We start from the raw sequence: 22,529 nt of genomic DNA, 5'->3' as shown, positions 1-22,529 counted from the left end.
TGATATACGTCATTTTGCATTGGGTGAGGCATCGTCTTTTGGGGGTAGTTAGGTTACTGTTACGCGATCGAACGTGATAAGGAATACGTATGCGCAATCGCACTTTTGCGGATCTTGACCGAGTGGTCGCTCTTGGCGGAGGCCACGGCCTGGGCCGCGTCATGTCCTCTTTGTCGTCACTGGGCTCACGGCTGACAGGGATAGTGACAACCACCGACAACGGCGGCTCAACCGGGCGGATCAGGCGGGCTGAAGGCGGCATTGCCTGGGGAGATATGCGCAACTGCCTGAACCAGTTAATTACCGAGCCGAGCGTCGCGTCGGCGATGTTTGAGTACCGTTTTGGCGGCAATGGCGAACTTTCCGGGCATAACCTCGGAAATCTGATGTTAAAGGCGCTGGATCACCTGAGCGTACGGCCTCTGGAAGCCATCAACTTAATCCGTAATCTGCTCAAGGTGGACGCATTCCTGATCCCCATGTCTGAACAACCGGTTGACTTGATGGCAATCGATGCCGAAGGGCATGAAGTTTACGGCGAGGTGAATATTGACCAGCTCCTCCTGCCGCCAACGGAGTTGATGACCTATCCGAGCGTGCCCGCCACGCGGGAAGCGGTGGAGGCCATTGGTGAAGCGGATCTTATCCTGATCGGTCCAGGCAGTTTTTATACCAGCCTGATGCCCATTCTGCTGGTAAAAGAGCTGGCGCAGGCGCTACGTCGCACCCCTGCCCCGATGGTCTATATCGGTAACCTGGGCCGTGAGCTGAGCCCGGCAGCGGCGAGCCTGTCGCTGGCGGACAAGCTGGACCTGATGGAGCAGTACGTCGGTAAGAAAATTATCGACGGTGTCGTGGTTGGGCCAAAAGTGGATGTGACAGGGATTGGCGATCGCGTGGTGGTGCAGGAGCCGCTGGAAGCCAGCGATATTAAATATCGTCACGACCGCCACCTGCTGCGCGAGGCGCTGGAGAAAGCGATTCAGGCGTTGGGTTAGGTTCGCTTTGTGCGGCCTGATGCCCTCACCCCAGCCCTCTCCCACAGGGAGAGGGGGAATACACGCCGCTTTACCTATGATGCCGCAATAAACAGATCCCGCAGCTGATGAAGCTGGTCGCGGATCTGTGCCGCCTCTTCGAACTCCAGGTTCTGGGCATGCTGCATCATCTGCCCTTCCAGCTCGTGGATCTTCTGCTGCAGCGCCTTCGGCGTCAGTACGACGGTATCTTCTTCCACCACTGAACGTGCCTTGCCGCGGCCTTTCGCTTTGGTCTTCGCAATGTTCTGACCCAGCGCCAGAATATCCACCACCTTCTTGTTCAGCCCCTGCGGCGTAATGCCGTGCTCTTCGTTGTAGCGCTGCTGCTTCTCGCGTCGGCGTTCCGTTTCGCCAATCGCTTTCGCCATCGACGGGGTGATTTTGTCGCCGTACAGAATCGCTTTCCCGTTGACGTTACGCGCGGCGCGGCCAATGGTCTGGATCAGGGAGCGTTCAGAGCGCAGGAAGCCCTCTTTATCGGCGTCCAGAATCGCCACCAGCGAGACTTCCGGCATATCCAGACCTTCTCGCAACAGGTTGATCCCCACCAGCACGTCAAACTCGCCCAGACGCAGATCGCGGATAATCTCCATGCGCTCCACGGTGTCGATATCCGAGTGCAGATAGCGCACCTTCTCACCGTGTTCTTCAAGATACTCGGTCAGGTCTTCCGCCATGCGCTTGGTGAGCGTCGTCACCAGCACGCGCTCGTTGATGGCGGAACGGGCGCGGATCTCAGAGAGCAGATCGTCCACCTGGGTCGCCACCGGGCGCACTTCGATAATCGGGTCCAGCAGCCCGGTCGGACGGACCACCTGGTCGATCACCTCATCGCCCGATTTTTCCAGCTCGTAGTTGCCCGGCGTAGCCGACACGTAGATGGTCTGCGGCGCCAGCGCCTCAAACTCTTCAAACTTCATCGGACGGTTATCCAGCGCTGACGGCAGGCGGAAGCCGTACTCCACCAGCGTCTCTTTACGCGCGCGGTCACCGCGGTACATCCCGCCGATCTGCGGGATCGTGACGTGGGATTCGTCGATCACCAGCAGACCGTCGGCCGGAAGGTAGTCAAACAGCGTCGGCGGTGGCTCGCCCGGCCCGCGCCCGGAGAGGAAGCGCGAGTAGTTTTCGATACCCGAGCAGTAGCCCAGCTCGTTCATCATCTCCAGATCGAACTGGGTGCGCTGGCTCAGGCGCTGCTCTTCCAGCAGCTTATTGTTAGCCAGAAGCACCTTACGGCGCTCTGCAAGCTCCTCTTTGATCTCTTCCATCGCCTGCACGATACGCTCTCGTGGCGTCACGTAGTGCGTTTTAGGGTAGATGGTAAAACGCTGTATCACCGACTCAACGTGGCCGGTCAGCGGGTCGAACAGTGACAAACGCTCGACCTCTTCGTCAAACAGCTCGACGCGCAGCGCCATATCGTCCGATTCCGCCGGGAAGATGTCGATCACCTCACCGCGCACGCGGAACGTCCCGCGCTGGAAGGCCTGGTCATTACGGGTGTACTGCAGCTCGGCCAGACGGCGCAAAATTGCGCGCTGATCGATGATCATCCCCTGCGTCAGGTGCAGCATCATCTTGAGATAGAGATCCGGATCGCCCAGGCCGTAAATTGCCGAAACAGACGCGACCACAACCACATCGCGTCGCTCAAGCAGCGCCTTGGTCGCAGACAGTCGCATCTGTTCGATGTGTTCGTTCACCGAAGCATCTTTCTCGATGAAGGTATCAGAGCTCGGCACATAGGCTTCCGGCTGGTAGTAATCGTAGTAGGAGACAAAATACTCCACCGCGTTTTCCGGGAAGAACTCTTTCATCTCGCCGTAAAGCTGTGCCGCGAGGGTTTTATTGGGTGCAAGCACCATCGTGGGGCGCTGCAGGTCAGCGATCACGTTGGCGACAGTAAACGTTTTGCCCGAGCCGGTTACCCCCAGCAGCGTCTGGTGCGCCAGCCCGTCTTCCAGCCCCTCTTTAAGACGACGGATCGCCTCAGGCTGATCGCCAGAGGGGCGGAAAGCAGAATTCAGTTTGAACGGTTTACTCATGGGCGACGACCTGATGACGTTAAAAGCGGCAGGTGAGTAATTTTACTCGTTGTTGCCAGGAATGCCAGTAAAAAACACTGGATGAAAAACCAGTAGCGTGTCAGGATATTTAGCATAGCGGCGGAGTGATTAGCGCGTTAGCGGACAAAATTTAGGCTCTGACGAGATAAAAAACCAGCCAGGTTGGGTTATCCCCAGAACTTTTTCTTTTTTAACATTTGTCAAGCCAGGTAATGATAGTTTTATGGCAACGAGTGACACTTTCATGACGGTAATTGCTTTTATCTAAGCAATTAAATTTTAAACGATATTTTCTAAAGCCGCGTTTCGCGTCAATTTGGGCGAAAGCCGCGTCTTCTCTCGCTTATCGCGTGTTTTCTAACTCTAATGCACATGGTTATCCACAGGAATAGTGGATAACTGCTTCCAGCCCGTGTAGACCGCCGCTCAGCAAATTCCCGGATTTTCCCACGAGGCGGCAACAAAAAATTTTTATAGCTCTTTTTTGACGATAAACAGTTGAGTCATTCATAACCAACAGATGCGATCCTGCTCACATTTCAGCCATTTTTCGTCCTGCACCACAACTCATCATTGCCGGCACCGTCGATGTGCAAGCCACGCGTTTTTAACCTGCTCTCCTGTGGCTTATTCCTAAAAAAGTCGTTTTTTTAATCGATTTCAGGTTTCTGGCAAGCGTTTTGCAGCTTCACGTCAGGCCTATCCCTACGCATTTTTAAGGAGAGAAAGATGTTGAGTCTGCGTGCAGTGAATCAGTTTTACGGAAGCCAACATACGCTATGGAACGTGGATTTGGATTTTCCGCAAGGGATGTGTACAGGCATCATAGGCCTGCCGGGGATGGGCAAAACCACCCTGATGAACTGCATTACCGGAAACATCCCCGTCGAAAGCGGCACGATTATCTGGCATGAAGCGGGCGCACCGCCGCGTGATTTGCTCAGCCCGGCACCGGAACAACGTTCAGAGCCGGGAATAGGCTATGTGCCGCAGGACAGGCGTATTTTTTCTCAACTGACGATTGAGGAGAATCTGCATATTGCCATGCGGGCGATGGGGAAACCCGACCCGGCGGCGAAAAGCGACGTATACGATCTTTTTCCGGAACTCTACGCGCGACGTCAGACGCGGGGCAATGCCCTTTCGCCAGAGGATCAGTATCAGCTTGCCCTGGCGAATGCACTGGTCAACCGCCCGCGGATGCTGATTCTGGATGAGCCTACGCATGGGGCAGGACACGGATTTGCCCAGAAGCTGGCGCAGCTGCTGGTGCGCTTAAACCGGGAGTTAGGCATGACGGTGCTGCTGGCAGAGCAGCAGCTGTCGTTTATCCGCCGGGTGGCGGATCGGTTTTGCATGCTTTATCGCGGGCGTAACGTGGCTCAGGGCCACGTTAGCGAGCTGAACGATGAGCTTATCGCCCACTGGATGTCGCGGGAAGCAAGACGCTGAGGTCGAGATAACGCCCGGTTTCGGCCTGCTCAGCATCGCCAGCAATCCAGGGGATTTCCCCGAGGAACGGTGCCGGGAGCACGCGCTTGAGGGTCGCCAGATACTCCTGATGCCGCCTGCCCGGCGCAACCACGTCGTTGGCTATCCAGCCTGCCAGCTTCAGCCCTGCCTGCTGAACGGCCTGCGCCGTCAGCATGGCGTGATTGATGCAGCCCAGCTTCACGCCGACGACCAGAATGACCGGAAGCCGCTCGGCCTGCACCCAGTCAGCAAAGGTCTGCGTGTCCGAAAGTGGCGTAAACCAGCCTCCCGCGCCTTCCACCAGCACCCAGTCGGCCTGGCTTTCCAGCGTCCGTAACCCGGCAGACAGCACGGCGAAATCAATCGGACGGCCTTCGTCAGCGCTGATAATGTGCGGCGACGTCGGCTCGGCAAAGGTATAGGGATTCACCGCCGAATAGGCAAGCTCAAGGCTACTGTTACGCTGGAGCGCCAGCGCGTCGGTGTTGCGTAACCCTTCCGCCGTCATCTCGCTGCCGGAAGCCACGGGCTTATATCCGGCGGTGTTTTTTCCGAGCAGTCGTGCCGCCTGCAGCAGCGCAGCGCTGGCAACCGTTTTGCCCACTTCCGTATCCGTGCCGGTAACAAAATAACGTTCAGTCACGTTCGATAATCCCATGAAAAAGTTGATAAGAGAGCGGGAAAAGGTCCCGCTGCTGCGGCCAGGCCAGCTCCAGGCGTTGCAGCTGCCCCCGGGTCAGCGGTTTTTTCTCCCGCCCGGCGTGCAGGTGCGTGGCGCCGATGCCCTTTAGAGAGCGCATGGCGCTGAACGCGTCGCTAAAATTAAGCGTGATGGTTTGCACCGTGCTGCGACAGCGCCAGCCTGCCAGCGCCTGCGTCACCTGCTCATACGATAAAAAGCGGTTCGCGTGCGGCTGCTCATCCACCGCTTTCCACGCCTGATTCAGCTCCGGCAGAGAACTTTCCAGCAAGGTGGTAAAGGCCACCTTTCCGCCCGGTCGTGCGACGCGATAAAGCTCGCGTAACGCCTGCGGCAGGCTGCTGCACCACTGCACCGCCAGATGGCTCCAGACCAGATCGAACTGCGCGTCCGCCAGCGGGATCGCCTCGATATCGGCCACGACATAGTGGTGCGCCGCCTGCTGCTGGCGCGCCTCGTCCAGCATGGCGGGCGACAGGTCGATGGCCGTCACCTCGCTCCCCGCCTCGCGCCAGTAGCGGCTGTTGCTGCCGGGACCACAGCCGGCGTCCAGCACCTGCGTGAAGCGGTTCTCGCCAAGCGCGGCCAGAAGCCCCTGCGCGCTCTGGCGCTGGAGTTCATCGTGCTGCGAATAGCTCCGCGCGGCCCGGCCAAACGCCGCCGCAACGGCCTGCTTATTCACCGGCATCATGAAGCGCCTCCAGCAGCGTCTGGATATCCTGCGCCTCATGCGCCGCCGTCAGGGTTAAGCGCAGACGCGCGGTGCCCGGCGGAACGGTTGGCGGACGAATGGCCGTTACCCACATCCCCCGCTCGCGCAGCGCCTGGGCCAGCGCCAGCGCGCGGCCGTTTTCGCCGACAATCACGGGCTGGATGGCGCTCTGCGAATCGGGACTCTGGAAGGGAAGCGCCGCCAGTCCCTGACGGAAGCAGGAGATGTGCTCTGCCAGCTGCTGACGGCGTTCATCCCCTTCTGCGCTGCGGATCACCGCCAGCGACGCCGACAGCGCCACGGCCTGCGCCGGGGGCATGCTGGTGCTGTAGATGAGGTGTCGGGCAAACTGCAGCAGATAGTCGGCGACAGATTCGCTGCACAGCACGGCAGCGCCGCTGACGCCAAAGCCTTTGCCGAAGGTAACCACCAGCAGTTCCGGCTTCACGTTTTGTTGATGGGCGCTGCCACGTCCTTCATCGCCCATCACGCCAGTGCCGTGAGCATCATCGACCAGCAGCCAGGCGTTTTGCCGCTTTGCGGCCTCGTGAAGCGCGGCAAGCGGCGCACTGTCGCCGTCCATGCTGAACACCCCTTCCGTGACCGCCAGCTGTTGCCCATCGCAGGGTTTGTCCAGCAGCGAGGCGAGCTGTGACGCATCGTTATGGGCAAAGCGGCGCAGCTGGGCGGGACTTAAGTTTGCCGCCTCCAGCAGCGAGGCGTGGCTTAAACGGTCGGCGACAATGCGGTCCTCTTTCCCCATCAGGGCCGTGATGACCGCCTGGTTGGCGGCAAACCCGGAGATAAACAGCAGCGCACGCGGGTAGCCCAGCCAGTCAGCCAGTTCTTCCTCCAGCCCCTGATGCGCCGTGGTGTATCCGCTGACGTGCCCCGAGCCACCGCTGCCCACGCCAAACCGCTCCGCGCCCTGCTGCCAGGCGCGGACGATGGCCGGATGCTGGCTCAGTCCGAGATAGTCATTGCTGGAGAAATTACAAAACTGCCGTCCCTCGCGGGTCAGAAAACGGCCCGCGCCGTTTTCCACCACCCTGCGAACGCGAAACGCCTCTGCCGCCCGGCGTTCTTCCAGCGCGGCATTAATCCGTACCTGCCAGGTCATACGGCTGCCGCGTTGTAGAACTGGTCGGTGTCGGCGTTGAGAATCTGCTGCTCCAGCTGCTGCTGTTGCTCGTTATCGCCCGTCAGCACCTCGGTCTGGTGCGGGTTCAGCCCCAGCTTGCGGAACAGCTGAACGTCTTTGTCCTCTTCCGGGTTCGGCGTGGTCAGCAGCTTGCAGCCGTAGAAGATGGAGTTGGCTCCGGCCATAAAGCACATCGCCTGGGTCTGCTCGTTCATCTGCTCGCGGCCCGCAGAGAGGCGAACGTAAGACGTTGGCATCATGATGCGCGCCACCGCGATGGTGCGGATAAAATCAAACGCATCCACATCCTCGTTATCCGCCAGCGGCGTGCCCTTGACCTTCACCAGCATGTTGATCGGCACGCTTTCCGGCGGGGTGGGCAGGTTCGCCAACTGCAGCAGCAGGCCCGCGCGGTCTTTCACCGTTTCGCCTAAGCCCACGATGCCGCCGGAGCAGACCTTGATCCCTGCATCACGCACTTTGTCCAGCGTGTCCAGACGCTCCTGGTAGGTACGCGTGGTGATGATATTGCCGTAAAACTCCGGCGAGGTGTCGAGGTTGTGGTTGTAGTAATCCAGCCCCGCCGCCGAGAGGCGCTGCGCCTGCTCCTCGTTCAGCGTGCCGAGCGTCATACAGGCTTCGAGGCCCATCTCCTTCACGCCTTTCACCATCTGCTCCAGATATGGCATATCGCGATCGTGCGGGTTCTTCCACGCGGCGCCCATGCAGAAGCGGGTTGAGCCCGCGTTTTTCGCCTTGCGTGCGGAGTCGAGCACCTGCTCCACTTCCATCAGACGCTCGGATTCGAGACCGGTTTTGTAGCGCGCGCTCTGCGGGCAATATTTGCAGTCTTCGGGGCAGGCGCCGGTCTTGATCGACAGCAGCGTGCTGACCTGAACATGACGCGGATCGAAGTGCTGACGATGCACCTGTTGGGCTTCGAACATCAGCTCAAGGAAAGGTTTGTTGAATAATTCAGTAACTTGCGACATCGTCCAGCGTGCGTGGTGAGCCATTGGGCTTCTCCAAAGGGTTTTGTTAATTTTCGGTTCGGTTTATACTCGTAAACCTAAAACTTTTCAAAATGGTTTACAAGTCGATTATGACCCTGGACGATCTCGCCTTCGACAAGCAGCATATCTGGCACCCTTACACCTCCACCACCCGCCCCCTTCCCGTCTATCCGGTGGCCTCCGCCCACGGCTGCGAGCTGCATCTCGCCAGCGGCGAGCGGCTGGTTGACGGGATGTCCTCCTGGTGGGCGGCCATTCACGGATACAACCATCCGCGCCTGAACGCGGCGATGAAGGCGCAGATTGACCAGATGTCGCACGTGATGTTTGGCGGAATCACCCATCAGCCCGCGGTGGATTTATGCCGTCGCCTGGTGGCGATGACGCCTGAATCGCTGGAGTGCGTTTTCCTGGCCGATTCCGGCTCGGTGGCGGTGGAAGTGGCAATGAAGATGGCGCTGCAGTACTGGCATGCGAAGGGCGAAACGCGCCAGCGGTTCCTCACCTTCCGCAACGGCTATCACGGGGATACCTTCGGGGCGATGTCGGTCTGCGATCCGGACAACTCCATGCACAGCCTGTGGAAGGGCTATCTGCCGGAAAACCTGTTTGCCCCTGCGCCGCAAAGCCGCTTCGACGGCGAGTGGAACGAGACGGACATGGTGGGCTTCGCGCGGCTGATGGCGGCGCATCGCCATGAAATCGCCGCCGTTATTCTCGAACCGATCGTGCAGGGCGCGGGCGGAATGCGGATGTACCATCCGGAATGGCTGAGGCGCATTCGCAAGATGTGCGACCGCGAGGGCATTCTGCTGATTGCCGATGAAATTGCCACCGGCTTTGGCCGCACCGGCAAGCTGTTTGCCTGCGAACATGCGGGTATCGCCCCGGATATTCTGTGCCTCGGCAAAGCGCTGACCGGCGGCACCATGACGCTCTCCGCCACCCTCACCACTCGTCAGGTTGCCGACACCATCAGCGACGGCGAGGCGGGCTGCTTTATGCACGGCCCGACGTTTATGGGCAACCCGCTGGCCTGCGCCGTGGCAAGCGAAAGCCTCGCCATTCTGGAGAGCGGCGAGTGGCAGACGCAGGTCGCGGCGATTGAGGCACAGCTGAAAGGAGAGCTGAGCGCCGCCTCGGGGGCGAATTTTGTGGCGGACGTGCGCGTGCTGGGTGCCATCGGGGTGATTGAAACCACCCATCCGGTGAACATGGCGGCGCTCCAGCGCTTCTTCGTTGACCAGGGCGTCTGGGTGCGGCCTTTCGGCAAGCTTATCTACCTCATGCCGCCGTACAGCATCACGCCGGAGCAGCTGCGTAAATTAACCGACGCGGTCGTAACAGCCGTTAACATTCCCGCGCATTTCGCGATTTAATCCCATGCGTTACACTTCCTGAACGAGTGAATAACGAGGGTAAACCGTATGAAAATCATCAGTAAAGATCTGCGCGACGGTGAAAAACTCCCGGAACGCCACGTTTTCAACGGCATGGGCTATCAGGGGGATAATATCTCCCCGCACCTGGCGTGGGACGACGTTCCTGCAGGAACCAAAAGCTTTGTCGTGACCTGCTACGACCCGGACGCGCCGACCGGCTCGGGCTGGTGGCACTGGGTTGTGGCGAACCTGCCCGCCGACACGCGCGTGCTGCAGCAGGGTTCCGGTTCAGACCTGGTTGCCCTGCCTGAAGGTGCCATTCAGACGCGCACTGACTTTGGTAAAGCGGGCTACGGCGGCGCGGCGCCACCAAAAGGGGAAACCCACCGCTATATCTTCACGGTGTACGCGCTGGATGTGGAGAAGATTGAGGTCGATGAAGGGGCGAGCGGCGCGATGGTCGGGTTTAACGTGCATTTCCATTCCCTGGGGAGCGCGTCGATTACGGCGATGTATTCCTGAAAAAAGCCGGGTGGCGGCTACGCCTTACCCGGCCTGGATTTCGCATTCGTTGGCCCGGTAAGCGCAGCGCCACCGGGCAAAACATCACAGCACCGAAGGTAGCAGTCCTACAAGGCGTCCCTCTTCCAGAAGCTGCATCGCCTTATCAATATCCGGCGCAAAGAAGCGGTCGTCATCGTAATGCGTGACGTGCTCGCGCAGCACATGGCGCGCCTGCTCCAGCAGCGGGCTGGATTTAAGCCCTTCGCGCAGATCGATACCCTGACACGCCGCCAGCCACTCCACCGCCAGCACGCCGCGGGTGTTGGAGGCCATCTCCCACAGTCGACGCCCGGCCGCCGGGGCCATCGAAACGTGATCTTCCTGATTCGCCGAAGTTGGCAGGCTGTCCACGCTGTGCGGGTGCGACAGGGCTTTGTTCTCGCTTGCCAGCGCTGCGGCCGTCACCTGAGCGATCATAAAGCCCGAGTTGACCCCACCGTTACGCACCAGGAACGGTGGCAGCTGGGACATGTGTTTATCCATCATCAGCGCGATGCGGCGCTCGGACAACGCCCCGACTTCGGCAATCGCCAGCGCGATATTATCCGCCGCCATTGCCACAGGCTCGGCGTGGAAATTGCCCCCGGAGACCACCTCGTTTTCCTCGGCGAACACCAGCGGGTTGTCGGAGACCGCGTTGGCCTCCACCAGCAGCACCTCTGCCGCCTGGCGCAGCTGCGTCAGGCACGCGCCCATCACCTGCGGCTGACAGCGCAGGGAATACGGATCCTGCACCTTCTCGCAGTTATGGTGTGAATCAGCAATTTCGCTGGTGTCGGTAAGCACATGACGGTACATCGCGGCGGCATCTATCTGCCCGCGCTGACCGCGCACCTCGTGGATACGGGCATCGAATGGGCGACGCGAGCCCAGCACGGCTTCGGTGGTCAATGCACCACACACCACCGCCGAGGCAAAGAGATCTTCCGCTTCAAACAGGCCGCGCAGCGCGAAAGCGGTCGACGCCTGCGTGCCGTTAAGCAGCGCCAGCCCCTCTTTCGCCGCCAGCGTGATCGGGTTTAACCCGGCTTTTTTCAGCGCCTCTTTCGCAGGAAGCCACTCGCCCTGCCAGCGCGCTTTGCCCTCACCCAGCAGCAGCAGCGACATGTGCGCCAGCGGGGCGAGATCGCCGGAGGCGCCGACGGAACCTTTTGCCGGGATCCACGGATAGACTTCTGCATTCACAAGAGCCATCAGCGCCTGGATCACGCTCAGGCGAATGCCCGAGAAACCGCGCGCCAGGCTGTTGATTTTGAGCACCATCATCAGACGGACAATCTCATCATCCAGCGGCTGGCCAACGCCCGCCGCGTGCGACAGCACCAGCGAACGCTGTAAGTTTTCCAGATCGTGCGTGGCGATGCGGGTCTGCGCCAGCAGGCCAAAGCCGGTGTTAATCCCGTAGGCGGTGCGCCCTTCGGCAACAATCGCTTCTACGCAGGCGACGCTGTCGTTTATCGCGGCGTGGGCGCTTTCATCAAGTGAAAGGGTGACCGGCTGGCGCCAGACGTTACGCAGCTGTTTGAGCGTCAGCGAGCCGGGAGTGAGTGTTAACGCGTTCATGCATGCTTTCCTTGTGTGGCAGGGATCATCGGCAGGTTCAGCCCCTGCTCTTTAGCACAGTCAATGGCAATCTCGTAACCCGCATCCGCGTGACGCATCACGCCGGTTGCCGGGTCGTTGTGCAGCACACGGGCGATGCGCGCGGCCGCTTCATCGGTTCCATCACAGACGATGACCATCCCTGAGTGCTGGGAGAAGCCCATCCCGACGCCGCCGCCGTGGTGCAGAGAGACCCAGGTGGCGCCGCTGGCGGTATTCAGCAAGGCATTAAGCAATGGCCAGTCGGAGACCGCGTCAGATCCGTCGCGCATGGCTTCGGTTTCACGGTTTGGGCTGGCGACGGAACCGGAGTCCAGATGGTCGCGGCCAATGACGATAGGCGCGGAGACTTCACCGCTGCGCACCATTTCGTTGAAGGCCAGACCCAGCTTTTGCCGCCACTCCAGTCCTACCCAGCAGATGCGCGCCGGCAAGCCCTGGAAGCTGATGCGTTCGCGAGCCATATCCAGCCAGTGGTGCAGGTGTTCGTCGTCTGCGACGATCTCCTTCACTTTGGCGTCAGTTTTGTAGATATCCTGCGGATCGCCGGACAAGGCCACCCAGCGGAACGGGCCGATGCCGCGGCAGAACAGCGGACGGATATAGGCAGGCACGAAGCCGGGGAAGTCGAAGGCGTTATTTACGCCCATCTCTTTCGCCATCTGGCGGATGTTGTTGCCGTAATCGAAGGTCGGAATGCCCAACTGGCTGAAGGCCAGCATCGCGGAGACGTGTTCCGCCATAGAGCGTTTCGCAGCGAGCACCGTGCCTTCCGGGTCGGTTTCCGCTTTTTGCTGATAGCCTTCCCACGTCCAGCCCTTTGGCAGGTAACCGTGCAGCGGGTCATGGGCGCTGGTCTGGTCGGTAACGAGATCCGGACGCACGCCGCGGGCAACCAGCTCCGGCAGAATATCCGCCGCGTTGCCGCACAGGGCAATCGACACCGCTTTGCCTTCAGCAGTGTACTTTTTGATGCGCGCCAGCGCGTCATCGAGGTTGTCGGCCTGTTCATCGACGTAACGGGTACGCAGACGGAAATCAATGCGGCTCTGCTGGCATTCAATGTTCAGCGAGCACGCGCCGGCCAGCGTGGCGGCCAGCGGCTGCGCGCCGCCCATCCCGCCCAGACCGGCGGTAAGCACCCAGCGGCCTTTCAGCGAGCCGTTATAGTGCTGGCGCCCCGCTTCCACGAAGGTTTCGTAGGTGCCCTGCACGATCCCCTGGCTGCCGATGTAGATCCAGCTCCCGGCGGTCATCTGGCCATACATCGCCAGCCCTTTCGCGTCCAGCTCGTTGAAGTGTTCCCAGGTGGCCCAGTGCGGCACGAGGTTAGAGTTGGCGATCAGCACGCGCGGCGCGTTCTTATGGGTTTTAAATACGCCAACCGGCTTGCCGGACTGCACCAGCAGGGTTTCGTCATGTTCGAGTTCGGTCAGAGATTTTACAATTGCGTCATAGCATTCCCAGTTGCGCGCGGCGCGGCCAATGCCGCCGTAGACCACCAGCTCGTGGGGGTTTTCCGCCACTTCAGGATCGAGGTTGTTCATCAACATGCGCAGCGGGGCTTCGGTGAGCCAGCTTTTGGCGGTAAGGGTGGTGCCACGCGCGGCGCGGACATCCTGCTGGCGGTATTTACCTGACGACATTGTGTGCTCCTATACGGGACAGATGATGCATTTAGATATACTTGTATAGACAAGCACACACAAGGTCAGATTTAACAAAAAAGATACAATTTTGTTATATTGCGTTAGCGATCACGCTTATAAAACTTATGACATAAAGTGGCCCTGCAGCCGGTAACGGTTCCCCGGGAAAAGCAGCCGGGCATGCGACACAATGTGCGACGAGGACCAGGTTCGACGGCGGATCAGCAGGCACGGGTCGTGCTCTTTAATGCGCAGCCGCTCGCACTCCTGCGGCGTGGCGCGCACGGCCTCCACAATGTGCTCCCCTTCCGTCAGCGGTGCGACAAGCGACAGATAGGCGTGCGGGGTGGTCTGGGTGTAATCCTGGTTCAGATAGTCCGGTATCCGTTCGGCGTTCACGCAGCGATCTTCAATCTGCACCGGAATATCGTTTTCGAAATGCACCATCACGGAGTGGAAGATGCGGCTTCCCTCTTTGACATTCAGCTCTACCGCCTGCTCGGCGCTGGCCTGGGTCTCTTCGAGCACCAGCACTTCACAGCGGTGCTGATGATTACGCGCGGCAATTTCGTCCGCAATACTGCGGATTTCAAACAGGGCGGATTGCCCTTTCGGTTCCGCCACAAACGTCCCGACGCCCTGCAGACGCACCAGAAGCCCTTCGTCGGTCAGCTCGCGCAGCGCCCGGTTGACGGTCATCCGGCTAAAACCGAACTGCGCCACCAGCTCGGCCTCCGACGGAATGCGATCGTGCGGGCGCCAGACGCCGGTAGCAATCTTTTCGCTAATCGCCTGCTTCACCTTTTCATAAAAAGGCGCGGGCGGGCTCGGTTGCGGCAGGGGCGAGCGTGAAAACATCGTGACTCCTTTAATAGTGTTATGCCCACCAGTGAGCAATTTGCCAGGCCAGACGGGCGGCGAGCTTTGCGCCCTGTCCGTCCCGATCGTACTGCGGGTTAAACTCTACCAGATCGGCGGCCTGCAGCTTACCGCTGCGGCAGATTTGTTCAATAACCGGCATTAGATCCATTGCCGGGACGCCTAACGCCGCAGGGGCGGAAACGGCGGGCATTTCGCCCGCGGGCAGGACGTCCAGATCGATCGTCAGATAGATACGATCGGCCTGCGCCAGCACCTTTTCCAAGGCCGATAATGCCTCGCGTCTGAAATGAAGATCCTCCACCAGCGTGACGTTCAGGCGTTCGGCCTCATCCCACAGTGCCTGGGTGTTCGCCGCGCGGCTGACGCCAAAGCAGGCGTAGCGAAACTCGCGCCCGCATTCATCGCAGTGTTGAGCCAGCTGACGAAACGGCGTACCGGACGTCGCCCGGTCGGCCTTGCGCAGGTCGAGATGCGCATCCAGGTTTATCACCGCCACGCGCTCGCCGGGGAACGCATCCAGAACACCCCGACCGTGCGCCCAGGCGGTTTCATGCCCGCCGCCAAACACCAGGGTGCGCATCCCGGACTGCTGGCAGGCCGTCACGGCATCGCTTAACGCCCGCTGCGCGGGTTCAAGCTCATCGCTTTCAACGTACACCGAGCCCATATCCGCCAGCCGTTCGTGTCCCTGATGGCTTGCCATATTCGCCAGTGCTTTGCGCAGAATATCAGGGGCCTGCGCGGCGCCGGGCCTGCCCTGATTGCGTTTAACCCCTGCATCGCATTCAAATCCTATCAGCGCGATGCCGGATGAAAGCGGCGTGAACAGCGCCTGCTGTTGTATCGTCTGGAAAATGCGCGTTGCATTGCTGGCTTCGGCGCTGTCATCTCGCCCCTGCCAGACCGTTTCGGCGACGGGCCGCCATAACTTCATACTGCCTCCCCACGGAAAATACGTTGATACAGCGGATTGCGTCCCGGCTCGTAGACCATCTCTACAGGATGGTGAGCATCCCAGACGATAAAATCAGCGACAAACCCCGACTGCAGCTGCCCGTGCGTTGCGCCGCGGCCCAGCGCCTGCGCCGCATGCCGCGTGACGCCAGCCCAAGCCTCTTCGGGCGTCAGGCCAAACTGGACGCAGGCCATATTCATCGCCAGGTGCAGGCTGGCAAACGGGCTGGTGCCGGGGTTATAGTCGGTGGCGACGGCCATCGGCACACCACGTTTTCGGAGCTGATCAACCGGCGGACGCTGGCGCTCTTGCAGAAAATAGAACGCGCCGGGGAGCAGTACCGCAACCGTACCGCTTTGCGCCATCGCCTGAACGCCCGCGTCGTCGAGATATTCGATATGATCGGCCGACAGTCCGTTATATTGGCTGACCAGCGCCGCTCCGCCCTGATTCGACAACTGTTCAACATGCCCTTTCACCGGAATACCGAGCGCGGCGGCGGCCTGGAAGAGGCGCTCGGTTTGCGACGGGGTAAAGCCGACGTTTTCACAAAACACGTCTACTGCTTCAAACAACTCTTTTTGCCACAGCGTGGGCAGGATCTGCTCACAGACCAGCGTGAGGTACGCATCCGGATCCTGTCGATATTCTGCCGGCACCGCATGGGCCGCCAGCAGCGTTGGGCTGATATCGATCGGATTATCGAGGCTCAGCTGGCGGGCAACCTGCAGCATCTTCTCTTCGGCCTCGGCGTTGAGACCGTATCCCGATTTGATTTCAACCGTGGTGACGCCTTCATTGATCAGACGCTGGAGCCGCTGCTGCGCCAGTTTCAGCAGGGTTTCCAGGGAACTGCTGCGCGTTGCCGTCACGGTGGCGTTAATCCCGCCCCCCTGAGCGCTGATGGTCTGGTAAGAGACGCCGTTCAGACGCTGCTCCCACTCCGCCGCGCGGTCGCCGCCAAATACCAGATGGGTATGGCAGTCAATCAGGCCAGGCGTGATCAGACGTCCCTCAAGATCGATGACGTGACGGTGTCCGGAAGGAAGGTCAGATTCAGGGAGCACGGCAAGGATAGTTTGGCCGCGCACGACCAGCGCGTGCTGATCTTTCAGGCCATAAGGCGCGGATGTATCGGGAACCATTGTTGCCAGGCGCGCATTTCGCCATATAACATCGTCAGGTTGAAGCTGCATGGGCATTCCACTTGTCATGGGTTGTATAGACATTTATTTGCATCCATCGTCTGCTGTCAACCGCCTTGAGGGAAAATGTTATTTATTTGTGATGACTTTCCCGTCACCTCCGGGCAAAAAATGCAACTTTTACCCTTTTTATCTTCCCGTTTCGCTCAACTTAGTATAAAAAAGCAGGCTATTTCGTCTATCCCGTAAAGACTTGCATACCCAGGAGCTTCACCTTGAACATTTCCAGGATTTCCCGTCTGGCGTTAGCGCTCGCCTTTGGCGTGACATTATCCGCATGCAGTTCTACACCACCGGATCAGCGTCCTTCTGAGCAGGTAGCGCCCGGTACCGCCTCCCGCCCGATTTTGTCCGCGGATGAAGCGAAGAATTTCGACCGCGCCCATTACTTCTCGGCGATGGATCCTAACGCCGCGCCGTGGACACCGTCTTCTATTAACCTGCCTAAACAGCCTGACTTCGTTGTTGGCCCGGCTGGCGCGCAGGGCGTAACGCATACCACTATCCAGGCAGCGGTTGACGCGGCAATCACTAAACACAGCGCGTCTCGCCAGTACATCGCGATCCTGCCGGGTGAATACGAAGGCACCGTGTATGTTCCGGCGGCTCCTGGCAGCATTACGATTTACGGTCTGGGTGAAAAAGCCATCGACGTAAAAATCGGCCTGGCGATTGATTCCGAAATCGACAGCACCGCCTGGCGTCACCTGGTGAACCCGGCAGGCAAATATATGCCGGGCAAACCGGCGTGGTATATGTTTGATAACTGCCAGAGCAAGCGTTCCGCCACCATTGGCGTGATGTGCTCGGCGGTGTTCTGGTCGCAGAATAATGGCCTGCAACTGCAGAACCTGACCATTCAGAATACCCTGGGTGACAGCGTGGATGCCGGTAACCACCAGGCCGTGGCGCTGCGTAGCGACGGCGATAAGGTGCAGATTAACAACGTCAATATTCTGGGCCGTCAGAACACCTTCTTCGTGACCAACAGCGGCGTACAGAACACGCTGCAGAATAACCGTCTGACCCGTACGCTGGTGACCAACAGCTACGTTGAAGGTGACGTTGATCTGGTGTCCGGTCGCGGCGCGGTAGTGTTTGATAACACCGATTTCCGCGTGGTGAATTCCCGTACCCAGCAGGAAGGCTATGTGTTTGCTCCGGCAACCCAGTCTAACCTGTTTTACGGCTTCCTGGCCGTGAACAGCCGCTTTAACGCGGCCGGTGACGGCGTGGCGCAGCTGGGACGCTCCCTGGACGTGGACTCTGCGACCAACGGCCAGGTCGTTATCCGCGACAGCGTGATCAACGAAGGCTTTAATGTGGCGAAGCCGTGGGCTGATGCGGCTGTCTCCAAACGTCCGTTCTCCGGCAACACCGGTGCGGTGGACGATAAAGGAAACGTGCAGCGCAACCTGAACGACGCGAACTTCAACCGCATGTGGGAATACAACAACCGCGGTCTGGGCAGCAACGTGGTTGCTGAGCCGAAGCAGTAAGCTGTTTTGTCGGGTGGCGGCTTCGCCTTACCCGGCCTACCGGGCATAAAAAAACCTCGCATTCGCGAGGTTTTTTGTTTTAAGCCGCTTAGTGCGCGTTAACCACCACCCACATTGGCCCCTGACCTACCGCATAGCGTCCTTTCTCTTCCAGCAGGCCCTGCTCGCCTTTGATTTCATACAGCGCGATGTGGTGGGATTTCTGCCCCGCCGCAATCAGGTATTTACCGCTGTGATCGATATTAAAGCCGCGCGGCTGAGTTTCCGTCGGTTGGAAGCCTTCAACCGCCAGCACGCTGCCGTCTTCGGAAACGCTAAACACGGTAATCAGGCTGGAGGTACGGTCACAGGCGTACAGATGACGGCCATCTGGCGTAATGTGGATATCTGCCGCCCAGCGGGTGTCGGAGAAATCAGACGGCATCATGTCCAGCGTCTGCACGCACTCAATCTGACCGTTTGGATCTTTCAGTTCCCATACATCCACCGAGCTGTTCAGTTCGTTAACGACGTAGGCATATTGCTGGTTCGGGTGGAAGACCATATGACGCGGACCCGCGCCCTCAACGGTGGTGATTTCAGCCGGATTCTGCGCCACCAGGTGACCATCGTCGCTCAGGGTGAACAGGCAGATACGATCCTGCTTCAGCGCAGGCACCCACAGCGTGCGGTTGTCCGGGGAGATATTCGCCGAATGGCAGCCTTCCAGCCCTTCCACCACGTCGACAGTTTCTACCGGAATACCATCGTCAAGACGCGTCACGCTGACGCAACCGGCATTGTAAGAACCGCTAAAAATGAAGCGTCCTTTACGATCGGTCGAGATGTGGGTTGGGCTGCCCGGCAGTGGCGCTTCAGCGGTGTAGGTCAGCGCGCCGTCGTCAGGAGAGATGCGGTAGGCCAGCACGCGAAACTCCGGGCGCACACCCACGTATAAGAAACGTTTATCCGGGCTGACGACCATCGGTTGCACCTGGCCCGGCACATCAACAACCTGAACCAGCGTGAGCGAACCTTCTGCATTCAAGCGCCAGACGTGGATCTGCTGACTTTCAGGACTGGCGGTATAAACGGTTTGTTTCATGAATACTCCTTTCCTCACTGCACGTGAAAGTGATTATTTTTAACGGTGAATGCTGAATTTTAGCCAGGAATTTTGCAGCGATTTACTCTCGGTGTAACATCCCCTGAGACCTAAAATTCAACATTAACCCGGAAGAACAAATGACCTCGCGTGTGATTGCACTGGATTTAGACGGAACATTACTTACCCCTCAGAAAACCCTGCTCCCCTCCTCCCTTGAAGCGCTTAAACGCGCGCAGGAAGTGGGATATCAACTCCTTATCGTAACGGGTCGACATCACGTTGCCATTCACCCTTTTTATCAGGCACTGGCGCTGGATACACCTGCAATTTGTTGTAATGGCACTTATTTGTATGATTATCAGGCAAAAAAGGTTTTAGCCTCCGACCCGCTGCCGGTTCCCCAGGCGCTGCAGCTGATCGATCTGCTGGATGAGCATAACGTTCACGGCCTGATGTATGTGGATAACGCGATGGTGTACGAGCGCCCTACCGGCCACGTGGTGCGCACCAGCAACTGGGCGTTGTCCCTGCCTGAAGCGCAGCGTCCGGTCTTTACTCAGGTATCTTCACTGCGTCAGGCAGCCCAGGACGTTGAGGCTATCTGGAAGTTTGCCCTGACGGATGAAGACACCACCAAACTGAATACATTCGCGAAACACGTCGAGGACACGCTGGGGCTGGAGTGCGAATGGTCCTGGCACGATCAGGTGGATATTGCCCGCAAGGGTAACAGCAAAGGCAAGCGCTTGACGCAGTACGTAGAATCGCAGGGCTGGTCAATGCAGGACGCGATCGCCTTCGGCGACAACTACAACGACATCAGCATGCTGGAAGCCGCCGGTACGGGCGTGGCGATGGGTAATGCCGACGACGCAGTAAAAGCGCGCGCTAACGTGGTGATTGGCGACAACACCACCGACAGCATCGCGCAGTACATCTATACCCACCTGCTGTAATCAGGCGGTGATCGAAACGCTCTTGATTTGCGCGTAAAGCCACAGGCCGGGCTTGATTGCTAACTCATCCCTGGCCCACGGGCTGATGCGCGCCCAGAGCGTCCTGCTGCCCACGTCGAGCTTCACCTCTACCTGCCCGTTATCATCAAAACATTCCGCCACTTTGGCGCGCAGAATATTTCGAATACTGGTTTGCAGCGGCGGCTGCAGCACCAGCGAGACGTCCGACGCCTGGATGCGGATCCGCAGCGCGGACTGCAACGGTTTGTCGATCTTATTGACCCAAAGATGCTGGTCGCCCAGCGCCAGGGCGGTCATCGCGTAGTGCGGATGATGCTCCAGAACGCTCACCTTCAGGATGCTGCTCTGCTGCTCCCTGGGTAACCAGGGGTGCATCACGCTACTGCCCCACACCTCTTCCAGGTTGCCGAAGGCCTTCACGCTGCCCTCTTCCAGCACCAGCACTTTGTCGGCCAGATGCAGGATCTCATCCAGCGAATGGCTGACGTAGAGCATCGGAATATTAATTTCGCGGGTCAGACGCTGCAGGTAAGGCAAAAGCTCGCGCTTGCGAGGTATATCCAGCGAGGCCAGCGGCTCGTCGAGCAGCAGCAGTTCGGGGGCGGTCAGCAACGCGCGGCCTATAGCCACACGCTGTTTCTCCCCGCCGGAGAGCGAGGACGGCAGCCTGTCGAGCAGGGGTTCAATGCCTAAAAGCGTCACCAGCTTATCAAACTGCCCGGCCATGCTTTTCGCCATGCCGTAGCGCAGGTTGCCGCGCACGCTGTAGTGCGGGAATAAGCGCGCGTCCTGAAAAACATAGCCGATGCGGCGCTTATCCGGCGAAAGGTAAATCTTGTTCTCCACGTCATTCAGGACGCGGTTGTTCAGGACAATGCGCCCTGACTGCGGGCGCGTCAGGCCGCTGATGGCGTTAATCAGAGACGTTTTACCCGCGCCAGACACGCCGAAGACGGCGGTGATGCCGCTTGCAGGCAGCGTCTCGTTAAGCGTCAGAGTATGGTTTCCCAGCGTCTGGGTGAAATTCAGTTCCAGCATCGTTATTTCCCCATCCGTTCGCGGCTTAGCCGTGCCAGCCATTCAGAAACCAGCAGCGAAACCAGGGCTAATACGATAGAGATGATGCACAGCCGCGCTGCGGCACTCTCTCCCCCTGGCGTCTGAATCAGGGTATACATGGCCGATGGGATGGTCCGCGTCTCGCCGGGAATGTTCGACACAAACGTGATGGTCGCACCAAACTCGCCCAGCGAGCGGGCGAACGCCAGCACCGTCCCGACAATGATGCCCGGCAGCGTAAGCGGAAGCGTGATGGTAAAAAAGACGCGCCAGCGCCCGGCACCGAGCGTGCGGGCTGCCTGTTCGAGCTTCATATCCACGCCTTCCAGCGCGAGGCGGATCGCTCTGACCATCAGCGGGAATGACATCACCGCCGCCGCCAGTACCGCACCGCGCCAGCTAAAGGCAAAGGTGATTCCGAACCAGTCGTAGAGCTTTTCGCCGATAAAACCGCGTCGCCCCATCGAAATCAGCAGCAGATAACCGACCACCACGGGCGGTAAAACCAGGGGAAGATGAAGGACGCTGTCGAGCAGCGCTTTGCCGGGGAACCGACAGCGAACCAGTAGCCAGGCAAAAAAGATCCCAAAGGGCAAACTCAGCGCAACCGCCAGGGAAGAGACTTTAAGGCTCAGCAGAACAGCCTGCCATTCAGGATCGGTCAGTATCATCAGTGAGTCGTAAATCCATAACGTTTAAAGATTGCGGACGCCTCCGGCCCCTTCAGATAATCGCGGAAGGCCGTTACGGTCGCATTTTTATGCCCATCAACAATCGCCACAGGATATTCCACTTTCTTGTGGGAGTCTTCCGGGAAGGTGCCAACCACTTTTACGCCCTTGCTGGCAACGGCATCGGAACCATACACAATGCCCAGCGGAGCTTCGTTACGCTCCACCAGCGCCAGCGCGCCGCGCACATCTTCCGCCGGGGCCAGTTTTGGTGACAGGGTCTCCCACGCGCCCAGCTTTTGCAGCGCTTCTTTGGCGTAAATCCCGGCCGGAACGTGTTCCGGGTCACCCACCGCCAGACGGCCACCGTTCAGCAGGCGGGTCCAGTTTGTCTCATTGTTGATGGTGATTTCACCCTGCGCGCTGGCCTTCGGTGCAACCACAACCAGGCTATTGCCCAGCAGCGTTTCGCGGGTCGCCGCATCAATCGATTTCTTCTCCACCGCGTAGTCCATCCACTTCTGGTCAGCAGAGATAAACAGATCTGCCGGAGCGCCCGCTTCTATCTGCCGTGCCAGCGTAGAGGAAGAGGCAAAAGAGGAGACTACCTCGACGTTTTTCTCTTTTTTATACGCCGCCGCAATATCCTGCAGCGCGTTGGTCAACGACGCCGCCGCAAAGACCGTGATTTTACCTTCGTCCGCCAGCGCGTGTCCGGTAAGTGAAAGCGTCAGCGTTGCCCCTGCGAAAAGGCGTACCCATGAACGTGCCATCTGTAACTCCTGTGAGTAGCGTTATATACATATTAATATAACGGTATCGTCAGGGAGATCCCAGCGGTAATTCGTA

Annotated in this window: 20 protein-coding genes; 6 read left to right on the top strand and 14 right to left on the bottom strand. The window is 59.1% G+C overall.

Annotation, left to right across the window (positions count from 1 at the left end; all coding sequences use genetic code 11):
- Positions 1 to 89: 89 nt before the first annotated feature.
- A complete protein-coding gene (gene yvcK, locus AC2FAJ_RS09070; protein WP_028012420.1) occupies positions 90 to 998 on the top strand; it encodes a uridine diphosphate-N-acetylglucosamine-binding protein YvcK in 909 nt (302 codons plus the stop codon).
- Between the two features lie 74 nt (positions 999 to 1,072).
- On the opposite strand, the gene uvrB is transcribed toward yvcK, so the two are convergent.
- The gene (gene uvrB / locus AC2FAJ_RS09065; RefSeq protein ID WP_028012419.1) at positions 1,073 to 3,088 is read right to left on the bottom strand and encodes an excinuclease ABC subunit UvrB; all 2,016 of its coding nucleotides are present in this window, start codon (positions 3,086 to 3,088) and stop codon (positions 1,073 to 1,075) included.
- 750 nt (positions 3,089 to 3,838) lie between these two features.
- Between uvrB and AC2FAJ_RS09060 the strand changes: the two genes are divergently transcribed.
- Complete coding sequence (locus tag AC2FAJ_RS09060) at positions 3,839 to 4,561, top strand: ABC transporter ATP-binding protein (protein WP_188245770.1); 723 nt, start codon at positions 3,839 to 3,841, stop codon at positions 4,559 to 4,561.
- Here the strand turns inward: AC2FAJ_RS09060 and bioD are convergent.
- From bioD to bioB, 4 genes are read right to left on the bottom strand one after another with little or no spacing between them, the layout of a single operon-like run.
- Positions 4,524 to 5,225: a dethiobiotin synthase gene (gene bioD / locus AC2FAJ_RS09055; RefSeq protein WP_485454055.1), complete on the bottom strand. Its 702-nt coding sequence runs from the start codon at positions 5,223 to 5,225 to the stop codon at positions 4,524 to 4,526. The two genes, AC2FAJ_RS09060 and bioD, sit on opposite strands and share 38 nt — an antisense overlap.
- Positions 5,218 to 5,973 (bottom strand): malonyl-ACP O-methyltransferase BioC, encoded by a 756-nt coding sequence (bioC, locus tag AC2FAJ_RS09050; RefSeq protein WP_485454054.1) that lies wholly within the window; start codon positions 5,971 to 5,973, stop codon positions 5,218 to 5,220. The genes bioD and bioC overlap by 8 nt, the downstream gene beginning before the upstream one ends.
- Positions 5,957 to 7,114, bottom strand: a complete 1,158-nt coding sequence (gene bioF / locus AC2FAJ_RS09045; RefSeq protein WP_252009134.1) for an 8-amino-7-oxononanoate synthase — start codon at positions 7,112 to 7,114, stop codon at positions 5,957 to 5,959. Before bioF ends, bioC begins: the two co-directional genes overlap by 17 nt.
- Positions 7,111 to 8,151 (bottom strand): biotin synthase BioB, encoded by a 1,041-nt coding sequence (bioB, locus tag AC2FAJ_RS09040; protein WP_045259947.1) that lies wholly within the window; start codon positions 8,149 to 8,151, stop codon positions 7,111 to 7,113. The genes bioF and bioB overlap by 4 nt, the downstream gene beginning before the upstream one ends.
- 86 nt (positions 8,152 to 8,237) lie before the next feature.
- On the opposite strand from bioB, the gene bioA reads away from it, so the two are divergent.
- Both bioA and AC2FAJ_RS09030 read left to right on the top strand, forming a co-directional pair.
- A complete protein-coding gene (bioA, locus tag AC2FAJ_RS09035; RefSeq protein WP_485454053.1) occupies positions 8,238 to 9,527 on the top strand; it encodes an adenosylmethionine--8-amino-7-oxononanoate transaminase in 1,290 nt (429 codons plus the stop codon).
- A gap of 48 nt (positions 9,528 to 9,575) precedes the next feature.
- On the top strand, positions 9,576 to 10,052 hold the full coding sequence (locus tag AC2FAJ_RS09030) for a kinase inhibitor (protein ID WP_485454052.1): 477 nt from the start codon (positions 9,576 to 9,578) through the stop codon (positions 10,050 to 10,052).
- Positions 10,053 to 10,136: 84 nt separating this feature from the next.
- Here the strand turns inward: AC2FAJ_RS09030 and hutH are convergent, their stop codons facing one another.
- The 5 genes from hutH to hutI all read right to left on the bottom strand — a co-directional run bounded on the left by hutH (position 10,137) and on the right by hutI (position 16,378).
- Positions 10,137 to 11,657: a histidine ammonia-lyase gene (hutH, locus tag AC2FAJ_RS09025; protein WP_485454051.1), complete on the bottom strand. Its 1,521-nt coding sequence runs from the start codon at positions 11,655 to 11,657 to the stop codon at positions 10,137 to 10,139.
- The gene (gene hutU / locus AC2FAJ_RS09020; protein ID WP_485454050.1) at positions 11,654 to 13,342 is read right to left on the bottom strand and encodes a urocanate hydratase; all 1,689 of its coding nucleotides are present in this window, start codon (positions 13,340 to 13,342) and stop codon (positions 11,654 to 11,656) included. Before hutU ends, hutH begins: the two co-directional genes overlap by 4 nt.
- A gap of 126 nt (positions 13,343 to 13,468) precedes the next feature.
- The gene (locus AC2FAJ_RS09015; RefSeq protein ID WP_041910742.1) at positions 13,469 to 14,203 is read right to left on the bottom strand and encodes a histidine utilization repressor; all 735 of its coding nucleotides are present in this window, start codon (positions 14,201 to 14,203) and stop codon (positions 13,469 to 13,471) included.
- Between the two features lie 19 nt (positions 14,204 to 14,222).
- On the bottom strand, positions 14,223 to 15,161 hold the full coding sequence (gene hutG, locus AC2FAJ_RS09010) for a formimidoylglutamase (RefSeq protein ID WP_485454049.1): 939 nt from the start codon (positions 15,159 to 15,161) through the stop codon (positions 14,223 to 14,225).
- On the bottom strand, positions 15,158 to 16,378 hold the full coding sequence (gene hutI / locus AC2FAJ_RS09005) for an imidazolonepropionase (protein WP_485454048.1): 1,221 nt from the start codon (positions 16,376 to 16,378) through the stop codon (positions 15,158 to 15,160). Before hutI ends, hutG begins: the two co-directional genes overlap by 4 nt.
- A 224-nt stretch (positions 16,379 to 16,602) precedes the next feature.
- Here hutI and AC2FAJ_RS09000 point away from each other — a divergent pair, with 224 nt between their 5' ends.
- Entirely contained in the window at positions 16,603 to 17,886 is a 1,284-nt protein-coding gene (locus tag AC2FAJ_RS09000) for a putative acyl-CoA thioester hydrolase (protein ID WP_041910745.1), read from the top strand.
- 88 nt (positions 17,887 to 17,974) lie between these two features.
- Here the strand turns inward: AC2FAJ_RS09000 and pgl are convergent, their stop codons facing one another.
- Positions 17,975 to 18,970 carry a 6-phosphogluconolactonase gene (gene pgl / locus AC2FAJ_RS08995; protein ID WP_485454047.1) on the bottom strand — a complete coding sequence of 332 codons (996 nt, stop codon included), beginning with the start codon at positions 18,968 to 18,970 and terminating at the stop codon, positions 17,975 to 17,977.
- 140 nt (positions 18,971 to 19,110) lie between these two features.
- On the opposite strand from pgl, the gene AC2FAJ_RS08990 reads away from it, so the two are divergent.
- Entirely contained in the window at positions 19,111 to 19,929 is an 819-nt protein-coding gene (locus AC2FAJ_RS08990; protein WP_041910747.1) for a pyridoxal phosphatase, read from the top strand.
- Here AC2FAJ_RS08990 and modC read toward each other — a convergent pair whose 3' ends face one another.
- Genes modC through modA form a run of 3 tightly spaced genes read right to left on the bottom strand, consistent with a single transcriptional unit; the run spans position 19,930 to position 22,453 of the window.
- Positions 19,930 to 20,988: a molybdenum ABC transporter ATP-binding protein ModC gene (gene modC / locus AC2FAJ_RS08985; protein WP_028012403.1), complete on the bottom strand. Its 1,059-nt coding sequence runs from the start codon at positions 20,986 to 20,988 to the stop codon at positions 19,930 to 19,932.
- A gap of 2 nt (positions 20,989 to 20,990) precedes the next feature.
- Positions 20,991 to 21,680 carry a molybdate ABC transporter permease subunit gene (gene modB, locus AC2FAJ_RS08980; protein WP_041910749.1) on the bottom strand — a complete coding sequence of 230 codons (690 nt, stop codon included), beginning with the start codon at positions 21,678 to 21,680 and terminating at the stop codon, positions 20,991 to 20,993.
- On the bottom strand, positions 21,680 to 22,453 hold the full coding sequence (gene modA / locus AC2FAJ_RS08975) for a molybdate ABC transporter substrate-binding protein (RefSeq protein ID WP_485454046.1): 774 nt from the start codon (positions 22,451 to 22,453) through the stop codon (positions 21,680 to 21,682). The genes modB and modA overlap by 1 nt, the downstream gene beginning before the upstream one ends.
- Positions 22,454 to 22,529: the final 76 nt, after the last annotated feature.

It is taken from the genome of Enterobacter cloacae complex sp. 385G4 (genome assembly GCF_057320665.1).
This window is presented reverse-complemented; position numbering and strand designations above follow the sequence as displayed.

Bases quoted from the DNA above. Each gene is read 5' to 3' on its own strand.
- yvcK (WP_028012420.1), top strand. From the start codon at position 90: ATGCGCAATCGCACTTTTGCGGATCTTGACCGAGTGGTCGCTCTTGGC.
- uvrB (WP_028012419.1), bottom strand. From the start codon at position 3,088: ATGAGTAAACCGTTCAAACTGAATTCTGCTTTCCGCCCCTCTGGCGAT.
- AC2FAJ_RS09060 (WP_188245770.1), top strand. From the start codon at position 3,839: ATGTTGAGTCTGCGTGCAGTGAATCAGTTTTACGGAAGCCAACATACG.
- bioC (WP_485454054.1), bottom strand. From the start codon at position 5,973: ATGATGCCGGTGAATAAGCAGGCCGTTGCGGCGGCGTTTGGCCGGGCC.
- bioF (WP_252009134.1), bottom strand. From the start codon at position 7,114: ATGACCTGGCAGGTACGGATTAATGCCGCGCTGGAAGAACGCCGGGCG.
- bioB (WP_045259947.1), bottom strand. From the start codon at position 8,151: ATGGCTCACCACGCACGCTGGACGATGTCGCAAGTTACTGAATTATTC.
- bioA (WP_485454053.1), top strand. From the start codon at position 8,238: ATGACCCTGGACGATCTCGCCTTCGACAAGCAGCATATCTGGCACCCT.
- AC2FAJ_RS09030 (WP_485454052.1), top strand. From the start codon at position 9,576: ATGAAAATCATCAGTAAAGATCTGCGCGACGGTGAAAAACTCCCGGAA.
- hutH (WP_485454051.1), bottom strand. From the start codon at position 11,657: ATGAACGCGTTAACACTCACTCCCGGCTCGCTGACGCTCAAACAGCTG.
- hutU (WP_485454050.1), bottom strand. From the start codon at position 13,342: ATGTCGTCAGGTAAATACCGCCAGCAGGATGTCCGCGCCGCGCGTGGC.
- AC2FAJ_RS09015 (WP_041910742.1), bottom strand. From the start codon at position 14,203: ATGTTTTCACGCTCGCCCCTGCCGCAACCGAGCCCGCCCGCGCCTTTT.
- hutG (WP_485454049.1), bottom strand. From the start codon at position 15,161: ATGAAGTTATGGCGGCCCGTCGCCGAAACGGTCTGGCAGGGGCGAGAT.
- hutI (WP_485454048.1), bottom strand. From the start codon at position 16,378: ATGCAGCTTCAACCTGACGATGTTATATGGCGAAATGCGCGCCTGGCA.
- pgl (WP_485454047.1), bottom strand. From the start codon at position 18,970: ATGAAACAAACCGTTTATACCGCCAGTCCTGAAAGTCAGCAGATCCAC.
- AC2FAJ_RS08990 (WP_041910747.1), top strand. From the start codon at position 19,111: ATGACCTCGCGTGTGATTGCACTGGATTTAGACGGAACATTACTTACC.
- modC (WP_028012403.1), bottom strand. From the start codon at position 20,988: ATGCTGGAACTGAATTTCACCCAGACGCTGGGAAACCATACTCTGACG.
- modB (WP_041910749.1), bottom strand. From the start codon at position 21,680: ATGATACTGACCGATCCTGAATGGCAGGCTGTTCTGCTGAGCCTTAAA.
- modA (WP_485454046.1), bottom strand. From the start codon at position 22,453: ATGGCACGTTCATGGGTACGCCTTTTCGCAGGGGCAACGCTGACGCTT.